Raw genomic sequence first — 10939 nt, 5'->3', positions numbered from 1 at the left:
CAGTAAAAATTAAAAATTGTATATGAGAAGCTAAGAAGCATCGAAGTTCACTATTTAATGGAACGCAAAGGACGCATCCCAATCCAAGGTCCTCGTTTCTCATTTGTCAATTCTCAATTCCTAATTCTTAATTCAGCCTCCGGGCCAGAACCACGGTTTTTTTGAAGGTCTTATTGCTTCCGGAGGCGCTGTCGTAGGCTTCAAAAACGATGATATAGATCCCGATGCGGTTGCGTCGGCCGTCATCTCTGCGACCGTCCCAGCTGAGTGTACCTTCATATCCGGCCGGTTTGCCGTCGGCCAGCTCTTTGATGTGCCGCCCGTAACGATCAAAAATATTGACGCGCAGCAGGTAGTCGGACTGATCGAGCTTATAGCCGATGACCAGGTTATCTTCATAACCATCGCCATCGGGAGAGAAGGGATTGGGAGCAAAACTGATACCGGTTTCATTCGGTTGTTCGGGGCGCTCCTGGTACAGGGAGTTGCCGTCGCCGGGCGTGCCGCCTTTGGGGTGCACGCTGGACCCCCAGTTCTCCCCGTTGTTGCTGGGTCCCCCGGGCGCGATGCGCTCCAGTGCAATGCCCCGGCTATCCGCGAGGTTGGGATTATGCCACGTTTCGCTGTAATGGACAGAATCGATCGCAGCACCAGTGCTGTCGGCGATATAAACGGCATCCTCGGAGGCCAGTCCCAGGCTGCTTCGGTCCACCCGCAGGATGGCTTCCATATGGGTGGTATCCACGTCAAAGAAAGTTGCAATTCTCGATTGGGCAAAGGCGGGCGCCGGATCAGCATAAATCAGCACCGTCTCTCCCGGTAATACCCACCGGGCTCTTGTTGAGACCGGCCGCAGCTCCCGGACCTGTTCGTTTTCATCCGGGGCATCGTGCAGCAGAAGACCCTCCAGCGAGAGAGCATAGTCACGTGTATTATAGAACTCGACGTACTCCCCTTGATCTGCCTGCATATCGTTTTTGTCAGCGATGGGGAGGAACATGATTTCGTTGATAACAAGGTCACCGGCCTGCAGGGGCCGGGCGACCGGAATATCACTGCTCGGCGTCACATTTCCGCGTATATCGGTGAGGTTTTCGACGGTAATCGTCTGGCTCGTGGCATTAGCATCCGCCCCCGGTGCCTGCAGAAATATTTGGTGTCCCATCGCAGCATCGAAAGAACTGACTGCCAGCGGTGTTCCATTGAGGATGAAGTGCAAATCGTCGGTACGGCGAATGAATTCGTTGAAAAGGATTTCGATCCGGCCATCCCCGGGATTATTTGCAAAAACGACCCGCGGCGGTGAATTATCTTCTTCAAAGTTCACGTTCTGAACCCCGGCTGAATGGCCATTGACGGACAGGTTCGACTGCCAGTTGGACGGGTCATTGGAAGCGGCCAGCGGATCTTTCCGCTCCAGGGAATATCCCTCCGCCTTGTCCATCCAAGACGCTTGGTAGTGCAGTGAATCGATTGTTGAATCCGACTTGCTTTTGAGAACGAGGCCATCGCCGCTGTTATTGAGGGTGGGAAAACCGCTCAAAGCCATGGTCTTATTGTACTGCTGGGCAAAAGAGGTACTGCCGGTAAGGACGAGATAACTGTGAGCACGAAGCCGGGTATCCGGGGGAAAGGACCCCTCGTCATTGCCGTCGCGGAGGGACCAGCCGCTCAGGTCGATATTTTTGGCAGATCGGTTATAAAGTTCGACGAATTCAGCCGTTTTACTGCCCGGGATCGCCATGATCTCATTCAGTACTATATCCCCGGCGTCGGCCTCTTCAAAGCGCAGGTACTCGATTTCGTGACTGGATGATCCACCGCTGTTGCCGAATATATCAGGAATGCCTGAGACGGTAAGGGTATACGTTTCTCCCGATGTCATGGGACGGGCCAGGGAAAGGGTCACGGTATCGCTTTGCACCGATACCTGCTGCAGGGTTTGATTCGGGGAGAGCTGGTAGTTTTCAAATGCGGAAGCAGCGGCCGACTCCACCCGCTCAGAGAATACAAGCTGTAACTTTGATTCGCTCAGCGGGTGAAATTTCAGCACTTCCGGGGGCGTATGGTCATCCGGGATGGTGTTTGGCCGGCCCGGACTTCCGTCACCTTCCGCAGCAAGTCCCCAGTTTTCTTTAAAAACTGCCGAAACGGAGGTTGTTCTCCGTTCCAGGGCCCGTCCACTCCCATCGCCACCCCAGTCCGCAGTATACTGCAGGGAGTCCAGCACCATCCCCCTCCCGTTCTTCAATACAATCTCATCGCCGCTGTTATTCAGGGCGGGAAACGAAGGGCCCAATGCCAACAGCTGTATATCCGGATCTGTTTTCAGCAGGGTGTTGTCCGGGGCGAGAACTACATGGCTTTCGGGTGGCAGAATGAACGATTTCGAAGCGACCGCGGCCCCGGTGCCCCGGTTGTCACTCAGGGTCCAGTGCTGCAGGTCAAAAGACTGTCCGCTCCGGTTATAGATCTCAACATATTCCGTTGCCCCGGAAGCAGGTTGATGGTTGAATTCATTGATAAAGACGGTACCGGAGTCCGCCGCCGATATTTCATAAAAAGTAAAGGTTGTGTCTCCGGCAGCCATGATATTGGCAAAAATATCCTCGATGTTCGAAATCGCCAGCGTATGGGATTGGGCATTCTGCAGTGGATCGTCCAGCTCTAATTCCACGCTGTCCGGAGCAGTAACCGCTGCGGATGGGATACTTTTGCCGGAGAGGCTATAGTTTGCCGCTTCCGAGGCCGTCGAGGGATCCAGCCGTTCATTAAATCCGAGTCTTATCATCGTATTGGAGAGAATCGTTAGTTCTGTGAGCACGGGACCCGTTTCATCGGCCGGGACTTCATTCGGCTTCCCGGGCGTGCCGGCCCGGTCGGAAGGCGAGTTGCCCCAGTTTTCCCGGTAGATGCCCGGAGTGGATGCCGATCGCCGCTCCAGGGCCACCCCGCTGCCGCCCCAGTCCGAGGTATAGCTAAGCGAATCGGCCACCTCGCCTTTGGCGGTAATCAGCTGGATGGCGTCACCGCTATTGTTTAAGGCAGGGAGGTTGTGCTGAACATACCGTTGATCTGCAAAAACGGTTGCAAGCGATGCGGTGTCGGAAGAGAGCACGAGGAACGCATTTGGCGGCAAAACAAGCGTATCGGCTGAAAGGATTGCCTCATTCGTATCATCTCTGATTCGCCAGTTCTGCAGATTTAGGGATTTATCCGTTAGATTTTTCACTTCCACATACTCGGGCAGATCCTCCGGGGGATCATACATGAATTCATTGATAATAATATCCCCCGGCTCAAAAGGGTCAAAAAGGGAAAAGGGGATAGCAGCGTCAGGGTCAATCGCATTCCCGGACAGATCCTCAACGTTGCTTACAGACAGAAGGAATGTTCCACCGGCCAGCGGATCCTGGTAAAAGAGCGTAGCGGCATGATCCCGGATGGAAATGCTGTCGGGGGGACCGACCCCGTTATCGATGGAGAAGTCCGCGGTTCCTGCGCTGGCCGGGTCGATATCCCTGGTGAAAAGGACTTCAAACTGACGGTTTGATTCAATGTTGAGTTTTGATAATGCTATGGGAAACTCTACCATGGTAACATCGTCGAAGAAAAACTTATCCGCTCGTGTGGACGTATACGTAGAACGAATGCCGAAAAAGGAGGTCGAAGCATAGGTATTGTCCGTAGCCGTCCCTCCCTCCGGGGTGAGGGAGCCGTCGTAGCCTTCTCCTACTTCCAGCGACCAAACACCCCCGGCCTGCCGGGTTGCGCTGACTCTGAAGGAACCCCCGCTGCTGATATCGGTGGTTCCGGACAGGACCGTTTCTGCCTCGACGCCCTCTTCATAGCGGACAATCCGGAACACATCCTCCGACCCGTTTTCACCGCCGCGCACCGCGTAGCCGTTAACGGGACCGGAAAGGTCGGCCCGGTCGCTCAGCAGAAAAATTTCGACCCGGTTATTGCCGGATGGAGCAAAATCGAGCCGGATATACCATTCCCAGCTTCCGTTGACAGCAGTGGAAGGGACGGAAAGATAGGCGGGATCACTCCCGTCATTTCCGTCCAGCCGGAGCAGGTTGTTTTCTGCTTCTGGTGTAATGATAAACAGAGAATCGTCTCCGCTCCAGGCCGGGTCGGTGGTGAAATCTCCATCCTCAAAGTCGTCCTCGAAATAAATGGACTGGCTGTGACTCTCCGTTATTATTCCGAAAGAAAACAGCAGAACGAACCACCACAGGGAATGGCTGCTTGTAGTCATACTATATGTTTCTTGTCTCTTGATTTTTTGTCTGGCGGTCCCGATAGTCGCCGGGTATTAGGCTCTCATGAAGAAAGGGATGAAATAGCTGTCAACTATTCCACCCCGGAAGGATGTCTGGGTACGCTCTTTTCAACGGTATCAACGTTTGATTTCCAAATGTTCTGTAAGTAAGACCGTTTTGGAGGAGAATCCTTACAAAATTTTTTCAATTTTTTTATTTATTATGTAGGGAGCTTATAGGAAAAACCGTGAATTTTGAACAATAGCAATATTAATATCAAAGCTTGAGCGAATTTAAAACCGCAGCATATAAGGCATATGTGGGTTTTTTGATTCCCGAAAATGCTGAGATTGGCCAAACGAACGGTTTTGCAAAACTTTCATGTAATTTATTCCAAAAACAATGACTGTAAGCATGAATACTCGTATTCGTACCGTTCCTTTTGAAATCACAGGTGTATCGTACGGGTTAAAAGAAGTAAAGGGACTCATTAAGCTGAATGAGGAGGGATTTGAGCTGGAATATACGTTGCAGGATAGTTTTGTAGGGATATTCAAATCGGACATGAAGTCGACGATCATTCCGTATGGAAACCTGGAAGAGATAACCTATGAGAAAGGGTGGTTCGGCAGTAAGATTATCCTGGAGGGGACCTCAATGGATGCATTTGGCGGGCTGCCGGGGACGGAGCCGGGCAGTCGCACGCTAAAGATTAATCGTAAGCACCACAATGAGGCCGAAAAGCTGGTTTCGCATGCGCGAATGCGGCTTTCCGAATACCGGCTTAACGCGATGGAAGGAGAGGATGGATTCTGAAATAAGAATTATTGTTATCCGGAGAAACGTTCAAGATGCTAAAAAAAGAGATCCGGTTGTTTAACTGCGTTCCATTTCCTTGTCGATTTTCTTCCGCCGTAAACCGGCCAAAAAAAGCGGCCGACCAACCCGCTTCGGCGCCCGGGATGGAACGAGGCTTCCCCTTCCGAGCCTTCCCTGTTAAGGCCGGAAGGATAGGGTCGCAAACCTTTTCCCGGTTCAACACCCCGTTACCTTCCCGGCGAAGGGGGGGTAGTACTGGAATCCATTTTTAAGTTAAAAACGAATTCTATGAACTTTTAACTGAAATGTACAGGTGCGTTCTATTCTTTACCGGACACAAATGAATCCGAACCCAGCATATACAATATATAACGTAATGACTTACGACTCATAACACTCAGGACTCCTGGCGAAAATACCCCTTTGCCGCTAACAGCTCACCATTTAGGATAGCCCCGCCCGCCGCACCGCGAATGGTGTTATGGGCCATTGTCACATAACCCAAATCCATGACCGTTCCCTTGCGAAGTCGTCCCACCGCCGTTTGCATGCCCCCTTCGCGATCCGCATGCAGTCGGGGCTGGGGATGCCGGTCCTCTTCATACAGGCGAACAGGGAGCTCGGGAGAAGAGGGCAGGTCGAGATCCGCAATGGGGTTGTCCCACTCCGTAAATGCCCGTTTTGCGTCTTCCATATCAGCGGGCGGATGTTCCAGTTTCACTGAAACCGAGAGTAAGTGTCCCTCTATAGTCGGCACGCGAACGGCCGTCGCCTGGATCGGGAAATCACTGTACTCGGTCGTGTCCCCCTTGATCTGACCGAGCAGTTTGTTGGATTCAATTTGAACTTTAGGCTCTTCACCGCCGATATACGGGACGACATTGGCTACGATATCGAGGCTGGGGACGCCGGGGTAGCCTGCTCCCGAGACCGACTGCATGGAGGTAACCACCACCGAATTGATGCCAAAAGCATCGGCCAGCGGCTTGAGCGACATGGTCAGGGGCACTGAAACACAGTTGGGATTGGTGACAATCCACCCGCTGCCGTCGCTGCTGAAGGTCTGTTTTTTGATCAATTCCGCATGGTCGGGGTTGACCTCGGGAATCAGCAGGGGCACCTGGTCGTGCATGCGGTAGTTTTTGGCGTTGGAGATAACAGGAATGCCGGCCGCGGCGAATTCCTGTTCGATATCGCCGGCCACGGAAGAATCCAGGCCCGAGAACACAAAGCCAACGTCCGTGAATTCCGAAGCCCGACAATCGGAAACAGTGATATCCGCTATATCGGACGGCAACTCGGTTTTTTCAATCCAGTGGGCGGCCTGTTTGTATTTCTTGCCGGACGAGCGGGTGGAAGCTCCCAGTTTGGTAATGGTAAACCAGGGATGGTTTTCGAGTAAACGAATGAATTTTTGTCCGACAGCGCCGGTGGCGCCGAGTATACCGATTTGATATGAATGCATTATGTTAGTCAAGTTTGAATTATGTGCTTACTGAATCTATAGGTGCCAGGTATGAGGGGATAAGAGGTATCCGCTACCTGTCAGCGACCCTGAAAATAAGAATAAAAGGAGAATTAATTAAAGGCGTATTTTTTACTATCTTTGGTCGTCTTTGAATTTTTCAATCACAAACCTACTGAAGCAACATGTCAGTTACTGAACTCGAAAACCTGGATACTATTGTCTCGCTGGCGAAAGCCCGTGGATTTATTTACCAATCATCGGAAATTTACGGCGGACTGGGAGCCGTCTATGACTACGGTCCGCTTGGGACGGAATTAAAGCGTAATATCCGTGATTTCTGGTGGACAGAGATGACCCGGCGTCATGATAATATTGTGGGACTTGACGCCGCTATCCTGATGCACCCGAAGGTGTGGGAGGCCAGTGGGCATGTCGAGGGCTTCAACGACCCGATGATTGACGACAAACAGTCGAATAAGCGTTACCGGGCCGACATGCTGGTAGAGGGACATATTGCCAGGCTGAGAGGCAAAGGCAAAGCAGAGGAAGCCGACGAGCTCCAGCAGCTGCTGGACACAGCCGGTTCCCGGGAAGGATTGTGCGAGGATCTTCACCAGATTATCATGGATCACGAAATCAGGGCCCCGGAATCGGGCGCCTTCGAGTGGACCGAAGTGCGCCAGTTCAACCTGATGTTCCAAACCCAGTTTGGGGCTACCTCGTCCGGGGACGACGGGGATGCGGTGTACCTGCGTCCCGAAACCGCCCAGGGTATCTTCGTTAATTTCAAGAATGTGATGGATACGGCGCGCCAGCAGGTGCCGTTCGGCATTGCCCAGGTAGGGAAGGCGTTTCGCAATGAGGTGGTGGCCCGGCAGTTTATATTCCGCATGCGTGAGTTTGAGCAGATGGAGATGCAGTATTTTGTAGAACCCGGCACCGATGAGGAGAGTTACAACAACTGGCTAAACAAGCGCCTGGAGTGGCACAAGGCACTGGGCATTCGCCCGCACAAGCTGCGAACCCACCCGCATCCCGAAGATAAGCTGGCCCACTACGCCGCGGATGCCGCCGATATTGAATATGAATATCCCATCGGGTGGCAGGAGGTGGAGGGCATCCATAACCGGACGGATTTCGACCTTTCCCAGCATCATGAGTATTCCGGCAAGAAGCTGGAATATTACGACCAGAAAAAACAGAAACGGTATACGCCGTATGTGATTGAAACATCCATCGGCTTGGATCGTACGGTCATGATGGCGCTCTGCGATGCTTATCGCGAGGAAGAGGTGGATGGGGACAGCCGAACGGTGCTGAAACTGAATCCGGCGATTGCGCCGACAGATGTGGGGATCTTTCCGCTCATCAAGAAAGACAAGCTGCAGGATCTGGCCCACAAGATCGAGCAGGATCTGCGCGGGGACTATAAGGTACTGTACGACGAGTCGGGATCTATCGGTAAGCGCTATCGCCGCCAGGATGAGGCGGGTACACCCTTTTGCATTACGGTGGATTTTGACGGCGTGGAGTCTGAGGGCGAAGATACGGTAACCATCCGCTATCGCGACGACATGACGCAGGACCGGGTGCCGGTGAGCCGCCTCCGCGAGGTGATCAGCGACAAAACAAAAAGCTGGAAGCCGGAGTAGAAGTTCTGGCGTTGGGTTTTCTCATTTAGCTGTTGGGGATAGCGTCAGAGGACTTGTCATTAACCATGATTCTTAGCAAGCGAGGGTATTGAGGTATGCAAAATACAAGAATCATTAAAAGGCGAGTTCGAGCCACTGTATCATGCATAATCAGTACATTACGACAGATGGATACAGGTATCCCTGGTCCGGTTACGCTGCTGTTCGTTGTCACTGTTTTTTCATCTATTCCTCTGTCCTGTGCTATGTTGATCGGCGAGCGCGGATCTGTCACTCGAAATGACTGGCGTATAGTGAACGTGTTCCCCCATGATACGACCGCTTTTACCCAGGGATTAGTCTTTTATGACGGATGGCTATATGAAAGCACGGGCAGGAGGGGACAGTCGGAGATCAGGAAAATTCGCCTGGAAACCGGGGAGATTGTTCGTCGGCGAAAGATGGGAGATGAATATTTTGGCGAAGGGCTCACTATTTTGAATAATCGTATGATTCAGCTCACCCTGAGTTCGGGCAAGGGGTTTGTTTATGATTGGAAAACATTCGAAGTCCTCCGTACTTTTCCAATTGCCGGGGCGGGATGGGGGCTGACAAACAACGGCGAACAATTGATCATGAGCGACGGATCAGCCATCCTTCATTTCCTTAATCCGGAAACGTTCCGGAAAGTCCGGCAGATAACCGTCATGGACAACGGGGAGCCGGTATCAAAATTAAATGAACTGGAGATGGTTGGTGACATGATATTTGCAAATGTATCAACATCCGATGAGATTTTAATAATTGATCCCGGGCGCGCAGAAGTAACAGGACGCATTGACCTGGAGTGGCTTGTCAGCCGGGTGAAAAAAGAACATAGGGTAAACATCCTCAATGGAATTGCCTACGACTCTCGTAACGGCCGGATTTTTATTACCGGTAAATTGTGGCCGAACATCTATGAAATCAAGCGCCGGGTGCCCCCGGATTCAGCATCCTCTGTGAACGTGCGCAATGATTTCAATTTGAAGAAGGATGTTACCCATATCACCGACGTGCCGGGCGACGGTAAGCTGCCCACCATGAAGTGATCAGCGATAAAAGAAAAGCTGGAAGCCGGAATAGAGGTAAGCGTCTTCGGATGGATCTGTATAAGACGGAAAAAGTCAAGCAATTGATTGAGCGGGGAGACAGGCTGTCAAACAGGTTTAAGCTTCTCCGGGAATGAGATTTCAGGGGGGATGAGCATTGAATAAAAGAACGATATCGGTATAGTGTGATCGGGGACAGGCACATATAAGAAGGGACCGCAGGCATGGTTGTTCCCTGCGGTCCTTTGACCAAGCAAAAATGTTATTTGCTGTCAGGAGGACTTATTCCGTATTGGCAATACCAATCACGCCGCATCCCAGACGCGGGCCGGCGGCACCGGTGGGCTGTGACTCGAGGTCATCTTCTCCGGCGTGGATGATGACACCGTGCCCGATGATGCTGTTGGGGCCATTGAGCGTGATCTTGGAGTCGACATAGTCTTTGGTTGCTACGCCCTCCGCATCGGCTTCGATGTTACCCAAATCGCCTACGTGACGGGTGTCGGCATCCGGACCGGCATGCTCCGTGCCTTCCGGATTATAATGTCCGCCTGCAGACGTACCGTCAGGTGCCGTACAGTCGCCGTACTGGTGGATATGGAAGCCGTGGTTGCCTTCTTCAATTCCTTCTATTTCAGCCTGAACCTGTACGCCGTCGCTGGTAGCCGTAAAGGTTACGGTACCCGAAGCTTCATTTCCTTCGGTAGGATGAACGACGGCTACCGCTTTAGTATAGTCGGTAGCAGCGTTGGACATGGTTTGCTCCGCTTCCTGCTGCATTTGCGGTTCGGACTGGGGATCTTGCTCGGGCGTGTCCTGCTGAGCACAGCCGACTGCGAAAAGCAATACCGCTATGGAAATATTTTTAAATAATGTCATAGTTGATAAAGGATTTATTTTGTGGTTAAAAACTTACTGTTCACAACAAAGGTTGAATTTTTGGCATTCCTGCTTTATTGAATAAACAGGATGCCGGTGCATAAATACCATCTTTTTTACCCATCAGCAAGTGAAGATGTTCCCTTTGTACGGGACGCGGCAGGCCTGTTGATCCGGATATCTGCATCCCGATACCAGTTGTAAAAAGAAGGTCAGATATTCGCCCTTCTCCCACATCCCGGTAAGGACATGGCGTAGCTACAGAACGACAGGGCGGACGCCGTGGCCGAAGCAGGTCAGGTTCCTTTCTTGAGATCGCTTTCTTCGGGCACAATCGAAATCTTATCCAGCGAAAGCCCGCTCATAATGGCATCGTAATTGGTAACGTCTTTGGGTATAATGACATCATTCTTGTCACTGGCCAGCTTCGAAAGCTGGCGTATATACTGTTTCGCCAGCCGCATCTGCATGGCTTCTTTCCCCTTGTCATGCGAAAGGGCCTCGGCGATCTCTTCGATGGAAACAGCGGTGGCTTCGGCAATGGACTCAATTTCTTCGGCGACCCCCTCAGCCTCGTTTATTTGACGCTGCATTTCACCTTCCGACTTGTTAATGATCTCTTCCTTTTCTCCTTCCGCATCATTGATGGTCGACTGCATGATACCCTCCGACCTGGCAATCGTCGCACGCCGGTTGCGTTCTGCCGTCATTTGCCGTTCCATCGCATTTTGAATGGTCTTGGGCGTATAAATATTTTTAATCTCGTACCGCAGTACCCGGATC

At 51.9% G+C, this 10939-nt stretch carries 7 protein-coding genes; 3 read left to right on the top strand and 4 right to left on the bottom strand.

The genetic code is table 11. The annotated features are described in order from the left end of the window. Positions 1 to 127 precede the first annotated feature (127 nt). On the bottom strand, positions 128 to 4264 hold the full coding sequence (locus ACESLU_RS07000) for a lamin tail domain-containing protein (RefSeq protein ID WP_372637068.1): 4137 nt from the start codon (positions 4262 to 4264) through the stop codon (positions 128 to 130). 418 nt (positions 4265 to 4682) lie between these two features. On the opposite strand from ACESLU_RS07000, the gene ACESLU_RS06995 reads away from it, so the two are divergent. Further along, complete coding sequence (locus tag ACESLU_RS06995) at positions 4683 to 5084, top strand: hypothetical protein (RefSeq protein ID WP_372637065.1); 402 nt, start codon at positions 4683 to 4685, stop codon at positions 5082 to 5084. Positions 5085 to 5484: 400 nt separating this feature from the next. Here ACESLU_RS06995 and asd read toward each other — a convergent pair whose 3' ends face one another. Continuing rightward, a complete protein-coding gene (asd, locus tag ACESLU_RS06990; protein ID WP_372637062.1) occupies positions 5485 to 6552 on the bottom strand; it encodes an aspartate-semialdehyde dehydrogenase in 1068 nt (355 codons plus the stop codon). A 185-nt stretch (positions 6553 to 6737) separates the two neighbouring features. Here asd and ACESLU_RS06985 point away from each other — a divergent pair, with 185 nt between their 5' ends. After that, on the top strand, positions 6738 to 8207 hold the full coding sequence (locus tag ACESLU_RS06985) for a glycine--tRNA ligase (RefSeq protein WP_372637059.1): 1470 nt from the start codon (positions 6738 to 6740) through the stop codon (positions 8205 to 8207). A 167-nt stretch (positions 8208 to 8374) separates the two neighbouring features. After that, positions 8375 to 9277: a glutaminyl-peptide cyclotransferase gene (locus ACESLU_RS06980; RefSeq protein ID WP_372637056.1), complete on the top strand. Its 903-nt coding sequence runs from the start codon at positions 8375 to 8377 to the stop codon at positions 9275 to 9277. Positions 9278 to 9559: 282 nt separating this feature from the next. On the opposite strand, the gene ACESLU_RS06975 is transcribed toward ACESLU_RS06980, so the two are convergent. Both ACESLU_RS06975 and ACESLU_RS06970 read right to left on the bottom strand, forming a co-directional pair. Further along, the gene (locus ACESLU_RS06975) at positions 9560 to 10156 is read right to left on the bottom strand and encodes a superoxide dismutase family protein (protein ID WP_372637053.1); all 597 of its coding nucleotides are present in this window, start codon (positions 10154 to 10156) and stop codon (positions 9560 to 9562) included. Between the two features lie 296 nt (positions 10157 to 10452). Next, positions 10453 to 10939: SPFH domain-containing protein (locus ACESLU_RS06970; protein WP_372637051.1), on the bottom strand; the 487-nt coding region annotated here is incomplete at its 5' end.

It is taken from the genome of Fodinibius sp., from assembly GCF_041642155.1.
In the GTDB taxonomy this organism is placed as follows: domain Bacteria; phylum Bacteroidota; class Rhodothermia; order Balneolales; family Balneolaceae; genus Fodinibius.
Note: the sequence above shows the minus strand (reverse complement) of the source record. Positions and strands in the feature narration are given on the sequence as shown.